This is a genomic window from Variovorax restrictus, assembly GCF_051216715.1.
In the GTDB taxonomy this organism is placed as follows: domain Bacteria; phylum Pseudomonadota; class Gammaproteobacteria; order Burkholderiales; family Burkholderiaceae_C; genus Variovorax.
In genome coordinates this window covers 25,291-47,401 of record NZ_JBPJZH010000006.1, presented here as the reverse complement: position 1 = coordinate 47,401, position 22,111 = coordinate 25,291, and the positions used below count along the sequence as shown (strand labels likewise).

The 22,111-nt window shown below is 65.7% G+C and carries 23 protein-coding genes; 12 read left to right on the top strand and 11 right to left on the bottom strand.

Features of this window, described 5'->3' with window-relative positions:
* Positions 1 to 366: 366 nt before the first annotated feature.
* The gene (locus ACSFA0_RS23490; RefSeq protein WP_435452674.1) at positions 367 to 1,467 is read left to right on the top strand and encodes a site-specific integrase; all 1,101 of its coding nucleotides are present in this window, start codon (positions 367 to 369) and stop codon (positions 1,465 to 1,467) included.
* Between the two features lie 2,068 nt (positions 1,468 to 3,535).
* Here the strand turns inward: ACSFA0_RS23490 and ACSFA0_RS23485 are convergent.
* On the bottom strand, positions 3,536 to 3,838 hold the full coding sequence (locus ACSFA0_RS23485) for a hypothetical protein (protein WP_435452673.1): 303 nt from the start codon (positions 3,836 to 3,838) through the stop codon (positions 3,536 to 3,538).
* Between the two features lie 3,302 nt (positions 3,839 to 7,140).
* On the opposite strand from ACSFA0_RS23485, the gene ACSFA0_RS23480 reads away from it, so the two are divergent.
* Together ACSFA0_RS23480 and ACSFA0_RS23475 are read left to right on the top strand one after the other, a co-directional pair.
* Positions 7,141 to 7,554, top strand: a complete 414-nt coding sequence (locus ACSFA0_RS23480; RefSeq protein WP_435452672.1) for a hypothetical protein — start codon at positions 7,141 to 7,143, stop codon at positions 7,552 to 7,554.
* Positions 7,555 to 7,757: 203 nt separating this feature from the next.
* Positions 7,758 to 9,083 carry an esterase/lipase family protein gene (locus tag ACSFA0_RS23475; RefSeq protein ID WP_435452671.1) on the top strand — a complete coding sequence of 442 codons (1,326 nt, stop codon included), beginning with the start codon at positions 7,758 to 7,760 and terminating at the stop codon, positions 9,081 to 9,083.
* A 111-nt stretch (positions 9,084 to 9,194) separates the two neighbouring features.
* Here the strand turns inward: ACSFA0_RS23475 and ACSFA0_RS23470 are convergent, their stop codons facing one another.
* The 4 genes from ACSFA0_RS23470 to ACSFA0_RS23455 form a co-directional block, all read right to left on the bottom strand.
* Positions 9,195 to 9,707, bottom strand: a complete 513-nt coding sequence (locus ACSFA0_RS23470) for a hypothetical protein (protein ID WP_435452670.1) — start codon at positions 9,705 to 9,707, stop codon at positions 9,195 to 9,197.
* 163 nt (positions 9,708 to 9,870) lie between these two features.
* A complete protein-coding gene (locus ACSFA0_RS23465; protein ID WP_435452669.1) occupies positions 9,871 to 10,176 on the bottom strand; it encodes a hypothetical protein in 306 nt (101 codons plus the stop codon).
* A 52-nt stretch (positions 10,177 to 10,228) separates the two neighbouring features.
* Entirely contained in the window at positions 10,229 to 10,510 is a 282-nt protein-coding gene (locus ACSFA0_RS23460; protein ID WP_435452668.1) for a hypothetical protein, read from the bottom strand.
* Between the two features lie 545 nt (positions 10,511 to 11,055).
* Positions 11,056 to 11,346 (bottom strand): hypothetical protein, encoded by a 291-nt coding sequence (locus ACSFA0_RS23455; protein ID WP_435452667.1) that lies wholly within the window; start codon positions 11,344 to 11,346, stop codon positions 11,056 to 11,058.
* Between ACSFA0_RS23455 and ACSFA0_RS23450 the strand changes: the two genes are divergently transcribed.
* Together ACSFA0_RS23450 and ACSFA0_RS23445 are read left to right on the top strand one after the other, a co-directional pair.
* Positions 11,345 to 11,965 (top strand): hypothetical protein, encoded by a 621-nt coding sequence (locus tag ACSFA0_RS23450; protein WP_435452666.1) that lies wholly within the window; start codon positions 11,345 to 11,347, stop codon positions 11,963 to 11,965. The two genes, ACSFA0_RS23455 and ACSFA0_RS23450, sit on opposite strands and share 2 nt — an antisense overlap.
* A gap of 20 nt (positions 11,966 to 11,985) precedes the next feature.
* Positions 11,986 to 12,375 carry a hypothetical protein gene (locus ACSFA0_RS23445; RefSeq protein WP_435452665.1) on the top strand — a complete coding sequence of 130 codons (390 nt, stop codon included), beginning with the start codon at positions 11,986 to 11,988 and terminating at the stop codon, positions 12,373 to 12,375.
* A gap of 110 nt (positions 12,376 to 12,485) precedes the next feature.
* Here the strand turns inward: ACSFA0_RS23445 and ACSFA0_RS23440 are convergent, their stop codons facing one another.
* From ACSFA0_RS23440 to ACSFA0_RS23425, 4 genes are all read right to left on the bottom strand, one after another.
* Positions 12,486 to 12,740: a hypothetical protein gene (locus tag ACSFA0_RS23440; protein WP_435452664.1), complete on the bottom strand. Its 255-nt coding sequence runs from the start codon at positions 12,738 to 12,740 to the stop codon at positions 12,486 to 12,488.
* On the bottom strand, positions 12,740 to 12,967 hold the full coding sequence (locus ACSFA0_RS23435) for a hypothetical protein (protein WP_435452663.1): 228 nt from the start codon (positions 12,965 to 12,967) through the stop codon (positions 12,740 to 12,742). Before ACSFA0_RS23435 ends, ACSFA0_RS23440 begins: the two co-directional genes overlap by 1 nt.
* Positions 12,968 to 12,980: 13 nt before the next feature.
* Positions 12,981 to 13,178: a hypothetical protein gene (locus ACSFA0_RS23430; RefSeq protein WP_435452662.1), complete on the bottom strand. Its 198-nt coding sequence runs from the start codon at positions 13,176 to 13,178 to the stop codon at positions 12,981 to 12,983.
* Between the two features lie 366 nt (positions 13,179 to 13,544).
* On the bottom strand, positions 13,545 to 14,519 hold the full coding sequence (locus tag ACSFA0_RS23425; RefSeq protein ID WP_435452661.1) for a hypothetical protein: 975 nt from the start codon (positions 14,517 to 14,519) through the stop codon (positions 13,545 to 13,547).
* Positions 14,520 to 14,839: 320 nt separating this feature from the next.
* On the opposite strand from ACSFA0_RS23425, the gene ACSFA0_RS23420 reads away from it, so the two are divergent.
* The 6 genes from ACSFA0_RS23420 (at position 14,840) to ACSFA0_RS23395 (ending at position 19,276) form a co-directional block, all read left to right on the top strand.
* Positions 14,840 to 15,376 carry a hypothetical protein gene (locus ACSFA0_RS23420; protein ID WP_435452660.1) on the top strand — a complete coding sequence of 179 codons (537 nt, stop codon included), beginning with the start codon at positions 14,840 to 14,842 and terminating at the stop codon, positions 15,374 to 15,376.
* A gap of 407 nt (positions 15,377 to 15,783) precedes the next feature.
* Entirely contained in the window at positions 15,784 to 16,650 is an 867-nt protein-coding gene (locus ACSFA0_RS23415; protein WP_435452659.1) for a hypothetical protein, read from the top strand.
* A complete protein-coding gene (locus ACSFA0_RS23410; RefSeq protein ID WP_435452658.1) occupies positions 16,647 to 17,057 on the top strand; it encodes a hypothetical protein in 411 nt (136 codons plus the stop codon). The genes ACSFA0_RS23415 and ACSFA0_RS23410 overlap by 4 nt, the downstream gene beginning before the upstream one ends.
* Positions 17,050 to 17,349 (top strand): hypothetical protein, encoded by a 300-nt coding sequence (locus tag ACSFA0_RS23405; RefSeq protein WP_435452657.1) that lies wholly within the window; start codon positions 17,050 to 17,052, stop codon positions 17,347 to 17,349. The genes ACSFA0_RS23410 and ACSFA0_RS23405 overlap by 8 nt, the downstream gene beginning before the upstream one ends.
* Before the next feature lie 97 nt (positions 17,350 to 17,446).
* Complete coding sequence (locus ACSFA0_RS23400; protein ID WP_435452656.1) at positions 17,447 to 18,838, top strand: hypothetical protein; 1,392 nt, start codon at positions 17,447 to 17,449, stop codon at positions 18,836 to 18,838.
* 3 nt (positions 18,839 to 18,841) lie between these two features.
* Positions 18,842 to 19,276 (top strand): hypothetical protein, encoded by a 435-nt coding sequence (locus ACSFA0_RS23395; RefSeq protein WP_435452655.1) that lies wholly within the window; start codon positions 18,842 to 18,844, stop codon positions 19,274 to 19,276.
* Positions 19,277 to 19,296: 20 nt separating this feature from the next.
* Here ACSFA0_RS23395 and ACSFA0_RS23390 read toward each other — a convergent pair whose 3' ends face one another.
* Both ACSFA0_RS23390 and ACSFA0_RS23385 read right to left on the bottom strand, forming a co-directional pair.
* On the bottom strand, positions 19,297 to 20,313 hold the full coding sequence (locus tag ACSFA0_RS23390; RefSeq protein ID WP_435452654.1) for an AraC family transcriptional regulator: 1,017 nt from the start codon (positions 20,311 to 20,313) through the stop codon (positions 19,297 to 19,299).
* Positions 20,314 to 20,329: 16 nt separating this feature from the next.
* Entirely contained in the window at positions 20,330 to 20,857 is a 528-nt protein-coding gene (locus ACSFA0_RS23385; RefSeq protein WP_435452653.1) for an OsmC family protein, read from the bottom strand.
* A gap of 199 nt (positions 20,858 to 21,056) precedes the next feature.
* Here ACSFA0_RS23385 and ACSFA0_RS23380 point away from each other — a divergent pair, with 199 nt between their 5' ends.
* Positions 21,057 to 21,893, top strand: coding sequence for a class I SAM-dependent methyltransferase (locus ACSFA0_RS23380; protein WP_435452652.1), 837 nt, complete (start codon positions 21,057 to 21,059; stop codon positions 21,891 to 21,893).
* Positions 21,894 to 22,111 lie beyond the last annotated feature (218 nt).

Here is a 22,111-nt window from a genome sequence, read left to right as displayed (position 1 = left end):
TGGCGTATCGCGCAGCGTTGGGTGGCCAGATCGGCATCAGGTGGGCGCCGTCAATCGGCCTCCTGTGATGCGGATACCCGTGCACGCGAAGGCTGCGCCAGTTCCGAGCGCTGGTGCTGCGAGCACCCGGCTCGGGCCGGAATCCGGGCCCGCAAAACTATGCCGTTCGCTATGCCGTAACAAGCCCGGTAACAAACATCAGCGCTTCAAAATCGGCACTCGCCATGCGTTACCGAGGCGCATTTGCGTACCAAAAGGCATAATCGGCGCATTATGCATTTTGCTGTTACGAAGCTACGCATTTTCTGTTCCTCGTAACTACGCAGCAAAAGTACGCAGTAACATACATACTGGTGCAAGAAACACATGGAATTTCGTGGGGGCGTAACAGCCACAAAGACCTCTAAAACGGAGGATGAGTACCGGAAGCGTTACCGTGGATTCGTGCGGATGGTCGAACGGGCTGAGGTCGGGTACTCCAAGGACACTCAGACAGATGTGCACGACATTCATGCGAAGGTGGTGGAGTGTTTTCTCAGAACCAGGGGGGAGTACAGCCCGGCGAGCGTTAGATTGAACCTGGCAGCCATCGTGTTTGTGCTGGATGAATCGGTCCAGGGCGGAGATATCGCAGCGTACGAGGCAAAGCGGACGCTGTTGGACCGTACCGATCCGGTGAGCAATCGCTATCGCAGTCTCTCGGCAGCTGAACGCAGCGAGGCAGCAGAGGAGCTTGAGCGGATCGCGGAGGCGCAAAAGTCGAGAAAGGCGAAGCTTCGGACGTCCCGTCTTCCAGGGAAGACGTCGCAGCAGAAAGCCAAGGTCCTGACGGCCGAGAAAATCAATGCGCTGATCGGGGCGCTAGTGGCAAGCCGCAGCAAGTGGGCGGCAGACACGATCAACTGGTTCCGAGCCGGGTGCCTAACTGGCCTTCGGCCGAACGAGTGGCCAGGTTCGGAGATCGTTGATTTCGAGGGGGTGATCGCCCTGCGGGTGAGGAACGGGAAGTTCTCGAATGGACGCGCTCCGTCTGAATGGCGCCACCTCCTGCTCCACAAGGCTGACGCGGCTCAACTGGAGGTCATCAAGGCACAGGTAGCACGTGCGAACGAGATTGAGGCGCGCGGGGGATACCCCGAGTGGTACCACAACTGCCGACAGGAGCTACGCCTCAAAGTGACGCGCTTGTGGCCGACTGCGCCGAAGCACCCATCCCTCTATTCCACGCGTCATGTTTTCGCGGCGAACGCGAAGTCGCGCCTGACCCAGCGAGAGGTCGCAGCGGCCATGGGTCATGGATCGGACGTAAGCAGCACTAGGCACTACGCCCCGCGGAGATCGGCCCCAGGCGGATTTACCGCAGACCCGTCAGACCTCGATCTTGCAGTGCTTCAGCAGCGGAACGGCGACCCGAAAGACGTGGTGCGACCGCCAGAGAAATCACGAGGGGATGAAGACGGGCGCTGATGCGGGTGCGATTGCGGGAAAGGGGCGACGGCCTTTTTGCTCCACCGGGGTGCGCAGCGTCCCGGAGGCCGCGGTCGAAACTCGTACACGAGGTTTCGCCCGCGTATTTCTTCAGCGCGATCGAACATCCCCGATTACGAAACATTCCCGCTCACGAAGATTCATGGCCCAGCGCGAGGCGCCCGGGCTGATTGGGAGCGGCGTCCGATGGGCCCCATTTTCGTTCTCGGAAGAAGCCCGTAAGCGGGGACCATTTACGACAACGGACCACCCTGCCGGCTGCCCTCCTCCAGGCTCAGGTCTACCAGCACCAGTCGAGCCCTCTCTGCGTGCGGCTCGCGTACATCACGTTTTCGGGGAGGTTGCGTCTACGTAGATCTTTGCGTCCACGGAAATGTCATTCTTATTCGACCTACGCGCATGACCCATCGCCTGTCGGCCTGTCGAAAGGGCACTTTTCCGTTTGCGGACAGACACTTACCGTTCGCGCCCCCATGTCATGTTTATTCGACCTAGCAGCACCAGCCCTCCGCATAGGCCCGATTCGGGCCGTGCTGCCTGCGTCATGTTTATTCGACCTACGGCCAACGCCATCTGCCAGCCAGGGGCGCCAACAGCCATTTTCGCGAGCGGAATCAACGGCTTAGCGCTGCATTCGCGGTGTCATGTTTATTCGACCTAGCCCGAGCTTGCGTTCCGACTGCGCATGTTTTCGTCCGCGTAGAGCCACGAGAACGGGTCATGCACGTCCACGGAACCATCTACGTGATCGAACCACGCCATCGGACCCCATACGGCCACGGAGCCTTTCCGACTTCGGAGATCACGGCCCCGTGGTCGCGCCGGCCTGCGGCCAGGCGCTCCCGCAGCGCACCGCCTGGCGGCGAGTGCGGCTGGGGGCGGCGGAGTTTGCGTGAGCGAAACCTTTCCGTCTTCGGAAATGGAGCCCTCCCCGACTGCGCACTCAGGCCCGCGCGCTGACGCGAGACGGGCTGCGGGCCCCGGGCTGCGCGCCGGCCTGTGGCCGAGCGCAGCGGAACCCGAGCCCGAACCCGAGTCCGGGCCCGGCCCCGCATGGTGCTGGTGGGCGACCAGCACCAGCGATCGCGAGGACGAAGTCATCACGATCACGCAACCGCCAGGCGCTCCGGCTCGCCGGGCGCAGACCCTGGTGGGGCTCCTGGCCTGACGGCCAGTGACGCGGGGGGCGCCGCGCAGACCGCGCGCCCTCCTCGAGCGGGCGGACCGGAGGGGCGGACGCGGGCGGCGGGCCGGGCCGGCCTGGCGGCGCTCCCCTCGGTTATCGAGGGTAACCGTGCGGGGCCGACCAGGGCGGCGCGCCCCTCCTTGGTTATCGAGGCCAACCGTCCGGCCAGCACGGCGGGCCGGGCCGGCGGCGTCCTCCTCGGTTATGGAGGGTAACTGCCTGAGTGCCAACCAGCACCAGCGGCTGCGCCGCGTGATGGGAGGGCAACCCCATTTCCGAAAGCGCCCACCACGTTCGCGCAGCGCCGTCGCGCCGTCGCGCCAGCGCACGGCGTGAGGTGCGCGTCATGGCGCGCATCCATGAGCGCGCGCCAGGACGGTCGGCGCGCACGCCGCCAGGCGTGCAGACCGCCCCTATCCGCAAGCGCCCCTTTCCGTCAGCGCACCCCACGATGGCGAAACGCCTTCCGAAAGCGAAGGCGTTCCGATAGCGGCGATCACCGGCCCGCCGCGTGGGCGCTGGTGCTGGCGCGTCGGTTGCACCAGCCAGGCGGCAGCAGAGGGACGATGACGGAAACCGCGCTCGTAATGTCGTCATCGAAAATCATGCCGCTTGCGGCATCCCCGCCGGCGGAACATTCCCGATCGCGGAAAGATTTACGCACACGGAAAGGATTCGTCACCGGAGCTGGCGCCTGGCCGCTGGTGCTGGACGCACAGCAGCCAGTTGGCCAGCGCGCCGCGCGAGCGGATGTGCTGGCCAGCGGCGGGGCGACGGCGCGGCCGTGGCACGAGGCGACCGCAGCGCCCTCCCCTGCGCGTGTCACGCACATCACGACCACGTAACCCACGACCACGTAAATCACGAGACCGGGAATGCTCGGCCGGCCGTCAGGCCGGCGGTGGCGCGCGCTGATGGCGCGCTGTCCACCAGCACCAGCCGGTCAGACCTGACCGGCGAGCGTGCGTGACTGCGGCCAGCCTGGTGCTGGCCGGCAGCCGGCCGGCCAGCGGACTCGCGCGCGTCGCGCGGGCAGAGCGGCCGGGTTGCCGCCAGGCCGCCCGCCTGGGCGGCGCCGGCTGGCCAGCGCGGAGGCGCGGCGGCGCGCGCCAAGCGCGGACCGGCAACCAGCACCAGCACGCGTGCGTCTCCTGGCGAGCCCACCACCCAAAACCATTTCCGAAGGCGAACACATTTCCGACCACGTAGTGGCAACGTCATCGGAGAGCCTCGTCGTCGGGAGATCCCGGCATCGAAGGTCTACGTGCACGAAGCCATTCCGCCCGCGGAGATCAACGCCGGGCGACGCGCGCTGGCGCCGCGCGCCGCGGCGGGTTGCGGATGTTCCGTCGGCGGGGTTTCCGTCTGCGGAAATGTGCGGCAGCGGAAATGGTCGGCGTCGGAAATGGTCGGCGTCGGAAGGCTCGTCGTCGTAAATCGGTCGGTCGCGTAGACGTGCGACCTCGGCCCGCGTTCCGAGTGCGTCGATCATCACGTGAACGGAAATGGTCCGGCCGCGGGGATCGTTGCGGCAACGGAAATGCGCGCGTCCGGTAAACGGCGCGACCGAGCCGACGCTGCTCGAGCAGCGGTCGGCCGAGGAGACGCCGCCGCGCCTGGGCGCGCGACGGTCGGTCGCCGCCGCGGCGCCGCCGCCGGGCGGGCGACGTCTGCCGACCCGGCGTTCCCGGCACCATCACCACGCAGGTGGTGCTGGTCGACGGGAGCCGGGAAGTGCGCCGGGCCCGGCCGGGTTGGCGGCCGGGATCGCCAGGCTGCGGCGCGACGCACATCGCGCGCGCTGACGCCGCGCGGGTGCGCGCGGAGCAAACGCCGGAGCGCCCGTCGAGCGGGCGGCCGGGATCGCCGGGCGTGCCCGGCACCGGCACCACGCAGGTGGTGCTGGTTGACGGTAGCCGAGAGATGCGCCGGGCTCGGCCGGCGGTCGGACGGCCGCCCGCGTGGGCGGCGCGCCGATCGGGTCATCGCGGCGCGCGCAGTCGCGGGCGGGCGTGCCAGGCGAAGCCACCACCCCGGTGGTGTTGGTTGACGGTAAACGTGCGGATGGATGGGAGCCGGCCTGGTCCAGGCGGTCGAGTTAGGTGCCGCGCCCGAGCGCGGACCGGGAGTTCACCCGGCGTTCCCGGCACCAGCACCACGGATGTGGTGCTGGTCGACGGTAGCCGGGAGGTGTGCCGGGCCGGTCGGCCGGCGTGGTCAGGCATCTTCATGCGGCGCCGCGCCCAAGCGCGGGTCGCGAGTTCGAGCGGCGTTCCCGGCACCGGCACCACGGAGGTGGTGCTGGTCGACGGGAGCCGTGGGGTGCGCCGGGCCCGGCCGGCGGCGCGGCGCCGGCGCGGCTGCGCACGGAGCTCGGCGCGGAGGATCTGCGAGACGGCGATCTGGGCTAGAGCTCGTCCGGCATCGGGCCCGCGCCGGTGGTGCTGGTCGACAGTCGCCGAGGAGAGCCCGCGGGCCCGGCTTGGTCGAGCCCTCCCCTCACGGCGCCGCGCTCGAACGCGGCGCCGCTCTTCGTCCGGCGTTCCCGGCACCAGCAGCACGGAGGTGGTGCTGGTCGACGGGAGCCGGAAGGTGCGCAGCGGTCGGGCCGGCCGGGCCGCCGGGCGCCAGGGCGGAGCGATGGCTGCGGTCCATTTCTACGGGCGCGTCCGAGTCGAGTCCACGGCGTGCCCGGCGACGGCACCACCCAAGTGGTGCTGGTCGACGGTAGCCGGGTCGCGGTCTGCGGCCGGACGCGGCCGGTCGACCGGCGGCGCCGGGATCACGAGGGTACTTACGGCGCAGTGGCCAGGAGGATTCGACGCGACGGCTGCTTGCCGGGCGATCGCATCGAGCCAGCCGGTCGGGCCCGAAGGGGGGGCGGCGCCTCGGCGGCGGGCCGGCGATCTGGTCGACCAGCACCAGCGCAGTGGTGCTGGTCGACAGTGGGCGCGATGCGCGTCGGGCGAGTGAACGCAGCGCGGGCCGGCGGGTCGGACATGACGCGCGGGAGGAAGGGTCGAGCGGCGCCGCGGCGGAGCTCGACCGTACGACTTTCTGTACGGTACGGATTTTTGTATGACGTCGAACGCGGGATGTCTAGCGGGCGGCGTGCCCGGCGCCGGCACCACGCAGGTGGTGCTGGTCGACGGGAGCCGGCGCATGTTCCGTGGCGCGCGCCGGACTTGCCCGGTCGTCGGGCTGGCGATCTCGACGACCAGCACCAGACGGGAGAACTGCTCGCGAGCGGCACGCTGCAAAGAGTCGGCGCGGTTTTGACGCGATCGCCAGGCCGCATAAACTCGACGCTCAAGACGGTTCGAGAGCGAGTGCGAAGACGAACCAGCTGCCTGGAGCGATTCAGGTCCTGCACACCAGCAGGGGTAACAGAGACTCGCAGCGATGACCGCGGTCATCAAGGACAGGGCCTTCGGGCCCTTTTTCTTTGCCTGGACGGGAGGTTCGCCGGGGCGCCGCGCCGGGTTGGCCAGGCGTGCCCGGCGCCGGCGCCACGCATGTGGTGCTGGTCGACGGGAGCCGGCGGCGGCCAAGCGGCCCGCGAGCCAGACTAACTTGGCTGGCCGACGGGCCGATCGGGCCGGGTCGGCCGGCCGCGCGCCACGGCATCGCCGCATCACATGGCGGCGATCGCTGGGTCCAGTTCAAACAGCACCAGCTCCATGGTGCTGGTTGACAGTTCGGTCGACGGTGTGCGCGCGGAGTGAGGCGACGCGAGCCGCGGTACCTCAGGCCGACTGTGTTCGAGCGGCGCGCGTCCGCGGCTATTTCGGGTGGGATCGTCCCGCGGCGTGCCTGGCGCCGGCGCCACTCAGGTGGTGCTGGTCGACGGGAGCCGAGAGGTGCGGGCCGTGATCCAGGTCAAGCAGGTCACCATCTGCAGAAGGAAACCGCACTCCGCGGCCAACAAGATGCTAACCATCGGCCCTGGCCGACGATTAGCACTTTGTTGACCCACTTTCCTTTGCCAGCGGCTGCGCGATCCCGTGATTAGCACATTGTCGGTCGCGCCATCGTGCCGCGTCCGACGGTTAGCACTTTGTTGACCCAAATCTTGCCCCGGACGGCTGCGGCGCCCGACGGTTAGCACTTTGTTGACCCAATTCATGCCCCGGACGGCCGCGGCGCCCGACGGTTAGCACTTTGTTGGCCACGCCGCACGGCCAGGGTCCCGACGATTAGCACTTTGTTGACCCACTTTCTGACCGTCGGCGTCGCGCGGTCCGATGGTCAGCACTTTGTTGACCACGCCAGCTGGGCCTGGGTCCGACCATTCGCACAAAGTTGGGATTTGTTCTGGCCAGCGCGATTCCGTGCAGACGAAGCCACTGACCGGCCGGCGGTTGAACGTATGCTCACCGCCGACCCAGACGTCGTTTCGCGCGAGCTCGACGTCGTACACCCAACATGCCGGCGCATCGCCGGCGCTACGTTCAGGAGATCTCCGTTTGTCGACCAACAGTGAGCAGGGCGGAATGTGGCAGATGGTCGGCATCGGGGCCGGCATTTGCGTCCTCGTTGCAGCGGGCCTCTTCCTCTACACGTTGTCTAAGTCGAATGGGACCGGCTCGGAGCAGCAAACCTTGGTCTGGGATGTGGCGCCAGAACTGAGCGGAAGGATTGAAATATCGGATTGCGGAAGACGCGGCGCGAACATGAACTGCGCCGTTCGCAACCACACCTCTGCGCAGATCTTCGACTCGAACCCGAACAGGGCGTACACCATCACGTGCTTCGACGCCACGAATCTCAAGCTCTACGAAACCTGGATGCGTCCGGTCGAGGGCCAGACAGCCGAGCGTCAGGACCTTTGCCCCTGGGACGGTCTGCAGCGCGTGCGGATAGTCAAGGAAAAGTGGTAGCCAGAGACGAAGGATCCGTACGCGTCGGCCCGCGGCCGCTCGTCGAGCGAACCCTATAGGGTGTTGAACCATCCGCTGATAGGGTGCTAAATCCCGATCGCGCCTTCCCCACCGCCCTCCCGCTGAAGTCCTGACCGACGGCTTTCCTGGGATGCCTCGGCGATCCTCCGTTCGTCCCCGGCGCGCTGACATGGAGAAGTCACGTGGCAACTGATGTCGCACTGCACCGGGTCCTAGGCGATCCAATCTCTTGGCGCGACGAACAGCCACTTGCCGACGTCGTGTTCGTGCACGGCCTGGGGCACGATGGGTTTCGCACCTGGCAGCCCACGGTCATCAGCGGTCGCTTCTGGCCAACCTGGATCGCTGGACCGTACACCCAGGTGCAGGTGTGGACGGTTAGCTACCCTGCTCTGTCGACTCGATGGTCTCGCGATGAGTCACAAGAGGGCATGCTGAGAGTCGCGCGCGATTTGCTGGCGGCGCTCGCAGCGCGTCAGGTCGGGGATCGACCCATCGTTTTCGTGGCGCACTGCCTCGGCGGTCTGATCGTCAAGGAGCTGTTGCGTGCCGCCGAAAGTGCTGAAGACCCCGCACAACGACACGTCAGTGAAATGACGCGCGGCGTGGTGTTCCTGAGCACACCCCATACTGCCGCTGCGCTGGCCAGGCTCGAAACTGCCGTGGCGAAGCTGCACCCCGATTCCCGCCCGCTCCCCGACCTCGGGGCGACCAGCGACTACTTCGGCGAGCTCAACGACTGGTTCGTCCAGTATGCGAACCCGGCGAAGCTGCGGGTGAAGGCAAGCTATGAGACTCACGCACTCGACGACACCGGGCAGGTGGTTGTGGAAAAGCTGGACGCGAATCCTTTTCCGGGACGGCCCGGTTTCGAGCCGAACGACATGTGGGGTGACCACTTCAGCACGTGCAGGACAAACATCATCGACGGGCAACTGACCGACTATGTCCGGAAGTTCGTCACCTCGCTGACAGGCTCCTGGGAATGGTCGCTCAATGTCGTCTGGACTCAGCACCTCACCGAGGAGGCACGTCCGTTCATGTATCGAATGCTGAAAATGCCAGGGCTCTGGCCATGCTCGAACACAGAAATGGGGAGTGCACAAAAGTTCCTTGACCAGTTCACGATGTGGGGGACGGGGCCACGCAATCATGGAAGCGTCACAGTCTTCGTCCTGCGTGACTTCATGTCGAAGACCCGTCTCGAGCACCGGCTTGTCGGCAAGTTGTTCGGGCACATCGAAGACACGTTCTCAACGGCGCACGTCGCACCCGTCGTGGTGTTTTACGGGACAGAGGCCGAACTCGGTAGATTCAAGAGCTCCTTGATTCCCACCGCGAGAGCCTGCCTCGAACGCCTCGCCAGCTTCACGTTGCACTCAGTGGACGAGGCATCCTACGATCTAAGCAAACGTCCCGACGTCCTGACGCGACGCATGCGCGACCTGCGGGAACAGATCCGAGCGCACTGGGCCTTGCTGCCAACACCTCTCATGCCACTTCGTTGAGGGCCAGGGCGACGGGCTCGCAGCTGGCGCCCGCCCGTGCTGTCCATGCGGCCGCGCGGGCCGTCGGCGAAGGGGTGTCGGGCACCACCTCCACCAGCTCCGACGGGGGTGCTACCTGCCCCGGTCGCTTAGCGAGCCATCGCTGCCAAGCCAGACACCATCGCTAAGGTAGACATCTTCTCCGTGTTCGCCGATGGCGAGCTCCTCGTACAGATTTTGCCGTTCGACAATTGGCCTGTCGCTCAGTCTCGGCAAGCTGTCGTAAATCTCGAAAAATCGACCAAGAGCGCGCTGGTTCTCTGCGTCGAAGGCCTCCTCACCTTCCCCGGGGCGACGAGTGATGGCGCAGACTTTCACGTACTCGCGCCCTTTCCAGTCTTTTTCGACCGTGGGCCCCGTTTTCAGCTCCGCGCCTAGTCGCAGGGCAGCCTCAATCAGTCGAGGCTGCTCCGCGCATACGCGAATGTGGCCGCGATCCTCGTCCGCTGTTGCGGTCGCAAGAGACCATTCGGGCTCGGCGCCAAGAATTCTCAGGAAGGCTGTTCGGTTCCGGACCACGACGTAGCTCTCTCTACTGTTCAATCCGACCTTGCTGGACTCAAGCACGGAGAAGGCATTTGTCATGGGTGATACGTGTCGGGTACTGCCGGGCTGGTCGGCCAAGCACTTGAGGGATGAGGAGCTCGGACGCTCGAACATTGCTTGCTCGGGCCAGGGCGGGCGGGACGGCACATGATAGGCGCCAGAAAGACGCCTCCTCCACCGCGCGCGCGGCCAGAATTCTGGCTCAGCTCAGGCTGCCGTCTGCATCGTGCCTGGATCTCCCATCGCGGAAGCCCCGAATGGCGAGCTTGGCGACCCACCACCAGGTGAGGGCCCAGATCATGATGACCGCCGCCCAGCCCAGAAGCGAAGGGCTGGCCCAACCCCACGCCTCCGACGAAGCGTAGACGGGAAGTCCGATCATCTTCAGGAGCGTGAGAGGCAGATAGACCGAGCTGCCCACCAGCGGGGCGAGCGCATCGGGTGGAAACAAGAAGCCACCCAAGTGAAGAACCACAAGCGCTGCGAAGAGGTAGCGACGACGACGCATGGCGGACAGGAGGAAGTCGGACGCTCGCCACCTGGAGGGGCTCAGCAGCCGCTCAAACCCGAGTTGCGCCTGGAGACCGCTGCGGCACCGCTGACGGTGTGCTCCGCCCGCTCATCGCGACGGCGAACGAGACTGCCCAGAAAAAGGGCATTTCGCGGATCTGCATCTGCGGGCTGGCGCATGCATACGACACAGCACTCAGAGTCTCGCGCAGTTGCTCCACCGTTGTCGCGGCGTCGAGTTCTGGCTGAACCTCTTCAGCCCAAATGGCGTCCGCCTTGAGCTTGAGAGCGTAATACTCATCCGCCAACGCCTTGATGCGTGCCGCGTTCATAGGAGCCTGCGTTTGCATGGGATTTCGGCGAAAGCTGTTGCGATTATCGAAGTCTAAAGTGCCCGACGACGCCTTCCTAATCGACGCCAAAAAGGACGGCGTCCCGATGCGTTCTCGACGATTCGATGCCAGTGCGCAGGTCGAGCCGGAAACTGTGTGGCGCGGCCCGGCCCTGGCGTCGCAGTGATCCTCGGGGTGCCTGCTGTGACGGCGACACCTCCGTGCTGTGAACGATGCTCGGCGTGTGCGAGGCAATCTTGTCGCCCAGCACCAGCGCGGCGATCTGATCGACGGCCGCGGCGCGGGTCTCGCGCGACCTGCGCAAGTGTCCGTTGCCGATCGAAGCCCAAGAAAAAGGCCCGCACGAGGCGGGCCTGAAATAGTGTCTTGGGACCACCTTGAAGAAACTGCCCCTAGGTTAGTAGGCCACGTCCTACAGCACAAGCACGCAAAAGTTCTCAGGGAGCTTCAATGGCGACGGAAAGCGCGAAATCTTTGCCCGGGTGCCGATCGGCGTCAGGGCAGTGGCCGCACGCGCGACCGACCTATGCATTGCCGGGCGTGCCGCGGCCCCGCCGCGCACGCGTAGTCGCGGTCTTTTTAGCGGTCTTCCAGGTCACCACCGCCCCTTTGGCGTCAATCAGGAACTGCACGCCGTGGAGCTCTTCTCCTGGTTGCAACTGCGCGGCGAACTCATCGGCAGCTGCCATGCTTTCGAAGAGCCGGATCGCGGCGCCATCGAAGAGGTCTCGGTCGCGCAGCCACGCGCCTGTTTCGAGCAGGTAATCCGTCGACCCCAACCCCCGAAACCGCGCTACGCCCCAATCCTTGGCCATGCTGTACCTCACTACCAGCATGATGCCAGCAGTGCCGACTTCTCATTTTTTGCTCTGCCTGTACGCCTGTCCAACGCCTGCGCGCTCCGAGAGACTGGCGACGACGTTCTGCCGATCGGTATGCCGATCATTCTTCTACCAAATCAACAACTTACGCGCCCGCCGTGGCCGTTTGATGCCGGTCTTTGCGAAGACCGTCGGAGCCTGCCTCCGCGGTGCCGTGCCGGGGGTAGTCGGGCGTAAAGGTGTCCTGCAAAATGGGCTGCAGATGGGCTATTGCCACCGATTCGCAACCAACAGGTCTGGAGCCAGGGTGAAACAATTCGGAGATGAAATCCTTAACAGCCTTGCGCCAGAACTTGCGCATTTCACCGCTGCAGAGATCCCGGAAGTCGAAGCGGAATTTCCCTCGTGTCGAGTCTGGATGTCCAACTACTTCCGATACACGCTCCTTACGGGTAAGGGCTATACCGAAGAGGCGCGGCCGCACCATGTCACGTTCCTGTTGCGGGCGCAATCGCTTTTCCGAAACTACAGCCGCGCAAAACATTCCACGGAGGAGTTCTTGCGTCCCTTGACCCAAACAATCCGCCAATTGACAAGTACTTCGCTGCTCTAAACGATTGGGAACACACGGTCTTGGATTGGGGCATCGCCATCGAAAGCTACAACGAATTCGGCATGGGCAAGGCCATCGACAACAAGTCTGAGCGAGACAAATTCGAAAGCGCTACCTACAAGCTCTACAACACCATCAAGCACTGGAGTCCGAACTTCGCTCAGCAACGGCTGCCCGGAGACACTGTCCCCGTATGGCTCGTGACTGATGGGCTGGCGTCTCGGACGGCCGCCACCGTACCGTTCAGTGAGCTGGCCCGTCTTGTTCGCGACGTCGGGCGCGTCTCCAACGAAGTTCAAGCGCCAGGTGCAAGCGAGACGCCACTCAATGAGGGTGAGTCCATCGTGCCGACGGCGCTCGATGGCGCGGGCCAAACCCCATCAACTCCGGCCACTTCCTTGAAGGCCTAGATCAATGGCTCGCACTTTGCGCCGGCCGAAGCCCGGTGCTGCACATGCGGCCGCGCCGGCCGCCTGTGAAAGCTTGTCAAGCAGCAGGATCCATGGCGTGGTGCCCACCGTCAGCTCGATCTGCAGTGTTGTTGGCCGAGCTCCGTGATTTTCCAGAAGGTTCCCATGATGTCCTGGGCCATGCCCTTGGCAACCAGGCTGTTCATCGTGCGCTTGGGCGGCTTGTCTATCAGCAGGCTCACCCACCCGCGGCTGTCAGCGTCCATCTTCAACAGCCATTCCCTCTCCCCTGGGGACAGGTGGATCGACGCGGGATCCGCCTGCGGCAGCGCAGGCGCGCGAGGTGCGACGGGCTCGCGCGCCATCACGCGCCCCACATCTTGGTCAGCGCCGGCTGGCGCATCGCAGCCGCGGTGTCGACGCAGATCGCGCGCAGTTGCGCCGCCTGGTCATCGGACAGGCCTGGGAACTTGCCGTCCAGCGCAAGGAAGAGGTCGGAACCGCGCAGGTGGACTGCATTGCCAAGGGCGCTGGCCAGGCGCTCGCCCTCCTGGCGGATCTCAGCGAGCGTCGGGATTGTTGGAATGGTCATGTGCCGCGTCTCCTCAGGCGGGTTGAGCGGCGCCGGCGGGTCGCTCGGAACTGTCGACGGACACCTCAACTGCGGGCTGCTCGATCAGGTTGATGCTGACGCCCACCGCCTGCAGCGCAGCCAGCGAAGGGTAGTAGACCGCTTCGTGCGTCACGAAGCCACCGGAATCCAACACGTCGAGCGCAAGGTACGGCTGACCTTCGTGAACCATCTGCCGAACCTTGCACGTGTAGCCCAGGCCCGGACGCTCCAGCCTGCGGGTATCGCCGTTCCAGTCGACGAAGAAGCCTGTGACGGGTAGGTCTTGCGGGAGTGCGGGTGCCTGTACGGCGCCGGCACCTGGTTGCGAGTGGACGAGACAGTTTTTCATTGGCTTCGGAGCGACGAGAGATCGAGCTTCGATTCTCTTCGCTGGAGCGCTCAAAGAAAAATCGGCTGCAGTTCCGAGCGCACACCGCCACCGCTCGCGATATCACAACGGGCTACGGTTGCGCGCACAAGCGAGGCAAGTCCAAGCAACGGCGATCGGTACGCCCGCGGAACCCGGCGGCTGCGCCAGCCCGCTGGGTGCGCGCGCCTATTCCTCCAGTCTTCGAACGAGAAATCGTGCGCCTAGGACGTCTCTGGCGCTAAGTCGCACCGATCGCCGGGCCCAGGTTAGGGCGTGCGGCTTATGGCCAGCGATCGCGGCGCAGCGAGCGCCCCAGTAGAGAACATCGAAGTACGCGCCGCTTGATGCGTTGTTGCCAACTAGCTGCGGTTCGATTTTTCCCTTGAAGCCTTTCGGCATCAGGCCCTCGAACATGCTGCGACAGGCCTTGAATTGATGCCAGAGACTTTCAGCACGCGGATCGAACTCGAGGCCGCCGTCCTCGGAGAGCTGCGCCATTGAATTGACGAGCTGCCAAGCCAAAAGGTAGGGGTTTTTCGGCATTTGGAGGGCAGCGGCACTCAGCACGTCGCAGGCGGCCTGGCGCTCCTCGTCGCTGTAGTGGTCGCTCTTGACTACTTCCATCTGGTCCAAGATGACCCGATAAACGCTGTGGCCCTTGGCAGTAAGGCGGAACACTCCCTCCATTGACGGCTTCTTCTTGGGCCGGCGGGAAAACTCTTCTCGCACTTCAAACCAAGCGTAATCAGAGACCTGCGCTTCATGTTCGGCGGCAATCGCGCCTGTCGAGACCGCGTCCTGAAAGTCCTCTTGAGCGATGACTCCCTTGCGCACGTCAGGTTCTTCGAAAATGCCCAGGTCGTCGATATCGCGACGACCCGTGGGTCTCGCATCATCGGGCGCGAATTCGCTGAAACGTGTAAACGCACTCATACGAAGCTCAATCGCATCGCCGAAGGGAAGTTCAGTCGGATACGGTCCGGGTTGTGGGTTGGTCTTCATATGCTCCTGGACCGCGTGCAAGTCCGGGTAGCCATAGATCCTCGCGAGAAGCTCCTGACACGCTTGAAGCGGCAGGTTGCCGTACGCTTTTTTGATGTCGCGCGCCGTGTGTTTGAACGCGCTGATTGATGCGGGCGTGAAGCGGAAAGCAGTCGACATGGTCGATCTCCGTGAAGCGTCCACGCCCACTCAAAGCCTCGTCCTGTCTGGAGCCTGCTGGCGTAGCTCCGCAACGCTTCGAGATGGGCGCAGACCGTTGACGAAGAAAAGCCAAGGATCGCTGCCGCTACCAACCCGGTGTATTTCTGCGTGTCTGTAGACCAGCGCCAGCGCAGCGAGTACCGGTGAGACCCGCAGTTTTGAATGTAGCAGGACTTAGCCGCCATTGCACCCGTTGCACGCGCGCGTCGTCCAGGTCCAATTGACCCGGCCTCGGTGGATACTTGCCGGCTCATGTTCTGTCATCAGAAGGGCCTCACTTGAAATTCAATTGCATCGCCGCAGGCACCCTCTTCCTTGCAGCAATGGCGTCGTCGCACGCGTTTGAACTCAAGGGCTTCAAGAGCGTCGAATTCGGCGCCAGCAGCGCGACGCTCACGGCGAACGGGCTCAACTGCAGACCTCAAGGAACAAACGTTGAGTGCTCAGGTGCCGATACGCTTTTCGGCTTGTCAGGCACAGTGCGCGCTTGGCTGAGGAACGACAAAGTGACGAGCATCCGAATGGTGGTCGTCGACAAGAAGCCAGTGAACCTTGTCGATGCTTACAGCCAGGCGCTGGGAAAGCCCAAGACGTTCATCCAGCGCTACCCACGGCAGGATGTGACTGTCTCGTATTGGACCGCGAGGGACGGTACGTCCGTCTCCACGTTCACCACAGGCACCACGCTCGTGGTCAAAAACCCGGACACCGGTGAAGAACGCCATTCGGCGACCGCCGACTACATGGACAAGGCCAGCACCATAGATCTGCTGGCCAAGGCGAAGAAAGCGGAACAGTCAAAGCGCGACTTCTAGCACCACGCGGCCGCGGGATGGTGGTGGATCGATGTCCGCAACGCGAACCCAGGGCTTCCGGCGCGAGCGCCCCGCGCGCCGGACCGCCGGAGCACCGCGGGGTGCGACCGGCAATCTTGTCGACCAGCACCAGGACGGTGTGCACGTTCACAGGATGGAGCTCGAGTCGTGCTTAGGGCTCTGCCGGTCAGGTCGGCGGATCCGCGCGGCATGCAGCGTTAGATCGACGGGCCGAAGCACGCGAGCCGGGACGGAGAGTCTCCGCGGCGTGCGCCATGGACCTTTCCCCATGGGGGTGCCTCCTATCGGTGCGCCCAATAATCGCCCAGACGTTTAATACGCGATATAATCGGAATGTGGCGGATTATGCGGATCCGTCAGAACACGTCATTCGCGTTGAGGACACCATGTCGAGCCCATCTCCTATTGCCGGCGGCGATTGCTTTCAGGACACCGAAGCCGTGATCGCCTGCCTCGGCGACGACGCCGCCGCGCTGCGCAATGAGAACCCCGATGACGAGCGCGCAGCCAACATGGACCGCGCTGCCGAACTTCTCACGGCCCTTTCCACCGACACGACCAGTATCGAAGTGGACGACGCGATGGCGCTCACGTTTCACCGGGCCACCACCGACGGGATGATCGGGAGTGACGAGCTCGAGGACATCAAGTTGGGGTTGCGCGCCGTCCTCTGCAATCTGGTCGCCCCGACCTTACCCCTGAGCGTGACCCCGGTACATGCGGGGCTGAACCTGCTGGCCAAGAAGCATGAAGACATGCGCGTGGACTACAGCGGTCTACTCGGCGAATGCCAGCGTGCTTTGAGCGCCCGACGGGAGTCGGCCAACGCCGAAATGCTGCGCCAACTGAAGGGCCACCTCAAAGAATTGGGCCGCCGGTGGTACGCGGGCGACATCGCTGTGGTCGACGAACTGTTGCAGCTGTACTGCATCGAAAGCGACGCCCGCGCCGCGCTCGCTACCAGCATTGCCGCCAAGGCCGAACCTGCGCCGTGCACGCGTGGCGACGGAATAACTCGAGTTGGAACGCCAGCACAAGGCGGCCTCGCTGCCCAGCTGACAACCGCCGTCGTGTCCATCGAGTCAGGGCACGACCCTTATTGCATGAGCGTTCTGCGGGGGAAAACCTGCGACTGCGGTACAGCCATCGCCGTGAAGCCAGATCACGACCCCTACTGCATGAGCGTGCAGGGCAAACACTGCGACTGCGGCGCAGCTCACCGGCAGACCAAGTCCGAGGAAAGTCCATCGTGAGCAAGATCGACGGGCAGACTTTCATGGGAACGCGCGAAGCGACCAACGCCGAGCACGCGAAGCACGTTGAGGCCGGCTACTACGTCGCCCGACTCAAGGGCGGATCGAAGCTGCACCTACGCAAGCTCGCCGAAGATGCTGTGTGCGGCGCGCACCCCACCAGCAAAGGGGGGTTCCGCCACATCAAGAGACGGGACGGCTGGGAAACCTACAAACAGGACGGCCATCCGCGCGCCTCTTGTCTCCAATGCCTTGATGGCTTCCGGCCAGTTGCGCCGCCACCAGCATCGTGGCCGTTCCCACTGTCGCAACCAGCAGCAACTGAGGGTCACATCGGCTCGCTCGAACCCCGAGGCCTCGACGCGCAGCCAGGCGCGGTCGCCGCAAAAGGAGATGGAGTTGCCTGACGCACACAAGACCATCCCCGCGCCGAGCATGCCGATGACGGCCGTCAGGCTGCAGCCATCGGACATCGCTGATGCCAAGCCCCTCCTCGGCTTCGACCTCGGGCCCAACGTTTTCCACGTGCTGGCCTTCGACTTCGGCAACGACGGAGGTGCGATCGGAATCTGGCGCGAGGGCGACGAGTTCTGCGCACGCATCACGCTCGATGCGCTGGCCGAGTTCTGGGCCAACGCGAAGGCGGCGGGCGCCATCGCCAACGCAGCCAGCGTTGATCCTGGCCGCGACCGACGTTAGACCGAATGAGGCCGGCGATCGCGTTCAAAAACGGAGCCATGCCGGGTCGGTCCTTGTAGACCCGTCAGCCCAAGCAATTCGAGCAGAGGAAAACAGCATGTCCAGCACATCCCCGGTCAGCAGCGACGACAGCCAGTCCACAGCCGCCGCCGGCGCGCCCTACTCCCATATCGGGCAACTTGATCCGCGGTTTTCGGCCCGCCTGACGTGCCACAAGTGCGGCACTTGCCAAGCGGGCCAGGTGTTGCGTGCCGGCTCCGACTTCTTCGACTGCCTCGAGTGCGGCAGCTTCACCTACGTCAAAGGCATCAACAAGAATGCGCACCGGGAGGCGGCTCGTCTGGCCGCTCCAGCCCCGGCCGAGGATCCTCTGCTGAGCGGTCGCTTCGTCTTCGTTTGCCGCACGTGGGGTGAGAGCGACAGCCCCATCACAGAATTGGCGCTCGACTTCGATGGCGTCGGCGCCTTCATGGTCAGTTGCTGGCTGGGCGAGCCTGATGCGGTGGACCACGACGGTACGCCAACGCTCCCGCGCCTCATGGACGAGTGGAAGGCGTACGACTGGACCAAGACGCCAATGTGGTCGGCAGAATTCGAAATAGGCGGCGTCAGCGCCGAGCGCGTCGCGTTGCCGCTCCTTGTTGCCAGCGCCGCTGCGCCCGAGCCTCTGTACCGGCGTGCAGGCGTCGCCGACCTGATCTTGCACCTCCAACAGTGGCAGGTGGCGCCGACTGGCCAGCCTTCGACCCACGCTTGGGATCGCTTGCAGGCAACGATCGACGCACTCGCCACTCCTGATGCTTCGCAGCTGGCCCTTGAGGCAGCGCGTTTGGTGGTCAACCAGGAGGCCGTGACGCAGCAAACCACGATGCCAGGGGCGAGCGAGGCGCCTGTACCTGCCGCGCTGACTGCTGCGATCGCTTTCATCGCGTCCTACGACCCCGACGAGGCTGGCCGCATGGGTCGCGACCAACTGGCGCAGCGCTACGTCTCCATCGTCGAGCGTGCTCGGCGCGCACTCGCTACCGGTGGCGCCGCCTCGGCCGAGTGGGGCGCCAACCCGGACGGCATCGTGCCGGGGCAAGATTCGCCGATCCGCGTGCGCACCGACACTGGTGCTTGGGAAGATCACGGCGCACCAGTGTCGGCAGATCCAGCCGTGCGCCCGGGATGCAAACAACCCTGGCGAGGCTTCTGCTCATGCGGTGAAAGCGTTGCAGCGCAGGCCGGGCCGATCAAGTTCAAGACGTTGCTGACCGGCGGGAAGTTTTGCTTCAAAGTGGGAGGCCCGGTGTTCGTGCGCGAGAAGTCTTTCTTCAGGACACTGCCGGACGGTGACAACGGGCGATCGTTCCCTGCTGACATGGATGCCACGGTCTACCCCGTTCCCGACACCGCTGCCGCTTCAACACCAGTCATCAACTGCGACATCTGCGGATTCCCGACCCAGGGCGCCGCGCGCCACCCCCATTGCTCCAACGTGGACTGAACCATGATCACAATCACTAAGGACGCTGCCCGTTTCGCCAAAGCCGTGCGCCAGGGCTTGGTGCCAACGCTGCAGGAGGACAGAAACCGGCTTGCCGAAGTCCTCGAGAGCATCGCCGCTGCAGCGCCGGCCGAGGCAGTGCTGTGCGTTTCTTCCAAGGAGTTCTCCCGGCTGCGCGCGGGTGACGACAGCAGCAAGGCTTGGCTTCCGCCGGCGACCGGTGCGGAGGACATGCTGCTGTACGCGGCCCGGGCGCCATCGCCCGCCGACGGTGGCGCGCTGGTTGACCCCGTCGAGTTCAAGACGTTCTCTGTGTACGCAGACACTGAGTTCCGTGACTCGGAGGGCAAGCTGATGGCGGTGGTGAACAGCGGCAAGCACCACAAGCGGATGACATCGGCCCTTCGCGCAGAGCTGCAGCAGACCCAGGGCGCGTGAGGCGCCTCGCGGGCGCTGCTTCAGAAGCCGCCAGAGCTACAGGGCTGCGCGTTGGGGTCAGCGACGGTCGGGCTCGGGAGGCACAACTGGCTGCGCCGCCACGCCGCCGGCGGCGCGCCGTACTCGCGGCGGAAGGCGCGGCTGAAGGCCGTGTCGGTCTGGTAGCCCACGTCCTCGGCGATCGCGGCCAGCGGCGCGTTGCTGCCGCGCAGCAGATTGGCTGCGATCACCATGCGCCATTGCGTGAGGTACTGCATCGGCGAACTGCCGACCAAGTGCTGGAAGCGTTCGGCCAGCACGGAGCGCGAGCTGCTCGCGGTGCGCGCCAGTTCTTCGAGCGTCCACGGATGGCCGGGGCGGGCGTGCATCGCCTTCAGCGCGGCGCCGACGACGCGGTCGTTCACGCCGGCCAGCCAGCCGGTGCGGCCTTCGGCCTGTTCGTTCATGTGGAGCCGCAGCACCTCGATGAAGAGCACCTCCGCCAGCTTCGCGAGCACGCCCGCGCCGCCGGGCCGGTTCGGCGATCGCGCCTCAGCCAGCGCATAGCGCACCGAGGCCTCGAGCCACACGCCGGCCGGCGAGCCGCGCACGTTCACCTTCACCAGCGAGGACAGGCCGGCCAGCAGCAGCCGCGCCAGCCGCGCGTCGCAGGCGAGGTAGCCGCAGACCAGCCGCGTGGTCGGCCCGCCACCGCCGTAGGCCAGCGTGCGCGGCCGGCGCGCCAGCACCGCGTCGAGCCGCGCGCCGCTGGCCGGCGGCAGGCCCGGTTCCGATGCCATGCGGTGCGCATGGCCCTGCGGAAAGATCACCGCGTCGCCGGCCACCAGCCGCACGGGCGGTGCGTGGCCCATCTCGACGAAGCATTCGCCTTCGGTGATGAGGTGGAAGATGACGACGCGCTCGGCGCCGGGTTCCAGAAAGGGCGCGGCCTGGTCGGCGTGCGGCGACTGGTAGCACCACGGCGCGGTGAAGCGTGCGTTGATGAAGATCGCGCCCACCAGGCGCACGACGCGCAGTGTCTCCGACAAGGCATCCATCGGCACGTCCTCGCGCTCAGCCGCCCGCGGCGACGCGCAGGTCGAGCGGCAGCGCCGTCTGCACCGCGCAGGGCACCGGCGACTGGCGGCAGGCGCGCTCGGCGAGGTCGCGCAGCTGTGCGGGCGCGATGCCATCGGCGGCGATGCGGACCTGCAGCTGCAGGTCCTGCGGCGTGGCCGGCACGGCGCCGCCGTCGCTGTCGTGCAGGCCGAGCATCCCGCGGGTGTCGGACCGGCTCGCGGCCTGCACGTCGAGCGTGCGCAGCACCACGCCTTCGCGTGCGGCGAGCATCGCGATGCAGGTGGCGGCGCAACTGGCGAGCCCGGCGCGGAACAGCCAGCCGGGCGTGACCTCGTCACCGCTGCCGCCCAGTTCGCGCGGCATGTCCGTCGGCACCTCGGCGCCGTTCGGGTGGCGTGCGATGAAGCGCGTGCCACCGTCCCAGCGCACGCTGGCCGGCGCGTCGTCGTGCAGGCCGGCTTCGGGCCGGCGTTCCAGCACCGAGGCCACGCGCTGCAAGGCGTCAGCGATGTGTTGGGCCATGGGAGCACCTCCAGGGTCGTGCTGAAAGGTGCATTCTGGAACGCGGGGCGCGACGCGGCCATCGCCGAAACGGGCTAGGCCGGTTGGTGGGCGGCGCCCGGACGATGGGGCAGCCATCGCCGACGCGCGGGCAGGACGCCCGGGCCGGCCGGCGCGACAGTCCGGTCTCCATCCACCGACCTGACAGGAGACCTCCATCATGACCGCCACCGCCACCCTCACCGCACCGCCCGCGACCGACCTCGAAGCCCTCAAGAAGCGCCAGATGGCCGCGTGGGGCAGCGGGGACTATGCCGTCATCGGCACCACGTTGCAGATCGTCGGCGAGCAGCTGGCCGAGGCCTGCGACCTGCGCTTCGACGAGCGCGTGCTCGATGTCGCGGCCGGCAACGGCAATGCCACGCTGGCGGCCGCGCGGCGCGGCTGCCGTGTCACCTCGACCGACTACGTGGGCGCCTTGCTCGAGCGAGGCGCCGAGCGCGCCCGTGCCGAGCGGCTCGACGTGCAGTTCCAGGTGGCCGACGCCGAGGCGCTGCCCTTCGAGCCCGCCAGCTTCGACGCCGTGTTGTCGACCTTCGGCGTGATGTTCACGCCCGACCACGCGCGCGCCGCCGGCGAGCTACTGCGCGTGTGCAAGCCGGGCGGGCGCATCGGCCTTGCCAACTGGACGCCGGAGGGCTTCATCGGTCAGGTCTTCAAGGTGCTGGGCCGCCATCTGCCACCGCCGGCCGGCGTGCAGCCGCCGTCGTTGTGGGGCACCGAGGCACATCTGCAGGCGCTGTTCGGTGCGCACGCCGCCCGCATCGACGTCGCACGCCGGTTCTTTCAGTTCCGATACCGGTCGGCGGCGCACTTCATCGACGTGTTCCGGACATGGTACGGCCCGGTGCACAAGGCCTTCGCCGCGCTACCGCCAGACGGCGCCGAGGCGCTGGAACGGGATCTGACCGGCTTGCTCGAGCGTCTCAACAGCGCCGGCCCTGGGACGCTCGTGGTGCCGAGCGAGTACCTCGAGGTGGTCGTCAGACGGCGTTGATGACGCCGTGGACGGTGGACGGCGAGACGGCCACGTCAACGGCGAAGCGTCGACGGAATCGTGCTGGGCAATTCAGCGGACTTGCGCAGTCGCTCGACAGCTGAGTGGCGCCCGGCGGTTGGTGCGGCACCTGGCAGATCGGCCGTTCCCCGTCGAAGGCGCCAGGCGACTTCAGCTCGTCGATCGTCAACGTCGGATACGTGCCCGACGCCGCGCGC